The 1,002-nt window shown below is 50.5% G+C and carries 2 protein-coding genes; both read left to right on the forward strand.

Annotation, left to right across the window (positions count from 1 at the left end; all coding sequences use genetic code 11):
- Positions 1-31 precede the first annotated feature (31 nt).
- Complete coding sequence (locus E1H13_RS27585) at positions 32-475, forward strand: transposase (RefSeq protein WP_240966880.1); 444 nt, start codon at positions 32-34, stop codon at positions 473-475.
- Positions 415-990: a transposase gene (locus E1H13_RS27590; protein ID WP_347404228.1), complete on the forward strand. Its 576-nt coding sequence runs from the start codon at positions 415-417 to the stop codon at positions 988-990. Before E1H13_RS27585 ends, E1H13_RS27590 begins: the two co-directional genes overlap by 61 nt.
- Positions 991-1,002: the final 12 nt, after the last annotated feature.

A 1,002-nucleotide genomic window follows, 5' to 3' on the forward strand; every position in this document is an offset into this window, starting at 1 on the left:
CTGTAATGAATTTTCCTTGTGATGGCTGAGCATGAAAGCTTACTCTCTTGATTTTCGAAAAAAGATTGTTGAAGTCTACGCCACAGAGAATATTTCTCAACGGAAACTGGCCCGGCGGTTTCATGTCGCCTTAAGTTTTATTGAGAAACTGCTGAAGCAATGGCGGGAAACCGGAAACCTGGCACCAAAACCTCATGGGGGTGGCAATCCCCCAAAACTCAATGCTGAGCAACGAGCTTTGGTGCAATCCCTGATCGATGCCAAGAATGATATAACCCTCGATGAACTCTGTCAGGAAGTGCAGCAACAGGCGCGTGTGGTGGTGAGTCGTTCGACCATGGGTCGGGTTGTCAAAAAACTGAACCTGACACGTAAAAAAAAACACTCTATGCCACTGAAGCCCAAACGCCACGGGTGCAACAGGCTCGACGTGACTACTGGGACATCGTCAGAGATATTCCCCCAGAAGATCTAGTCTTCATTGACGAGGCCGGTACCAACCTGGCCATGGTTCGCCTTTTTGCCCGTGCTCCTAAAGGTCAACGAGCGGTTGGCACTCGCCCCCAACGTCGAGGCAAAAATGTGTCCCTGGTGGAGGGCTTAACCCTCCAAGGACCGATTGCTTCCTTTCAATGTGTAGGCTCCATGGACGGTTTGACCTTTGAGGCTTACCTAACTCAGCGGGTGATTCCCCAACTCTGGCCGGGAGCCTGTGTCATCCTCGATAATAGTCCTATTCACAACAGTAATGAGGACATTGATGCCGCGCTTGAGGGGGTTGGGGCACGTTTAATCTTTCTCCCCCCCTACTCTCCAGACTTTTCCCCCATCGAACCGTTTTGGTCCAAGGCTAAAGACGTTTTGAAGTCCCTGGGGCCACGCACCTATCAGGCTCTCAAAGAGGCCATTGATATCGCTTACGAAAAGGTGTCTTTGAATGATATTCGGAGCTGGTTTACTTTCCGCTGCTACTGTACCTCACCCGGATGAGAACCGCTATAT

This window comes from Nodosilinea sp. P-1105, from assembly GCF_012911975.1.
GTDB lineage: Bacteria > Cyanobacteriota > Cyanobacteriia > Phormidesmidales > Phormidesmidaceae > Nodosilinea.

Excerpts from the sequence above, each read along its gene's own strand:
- E1H13_RS27585 (WP_240966880.1), top strand. The coding sequence starts at position 32 with ATGAAAGCTTACTCTCTTGATTTTCGAAAAAAGATTGTTGAAGTCTAC.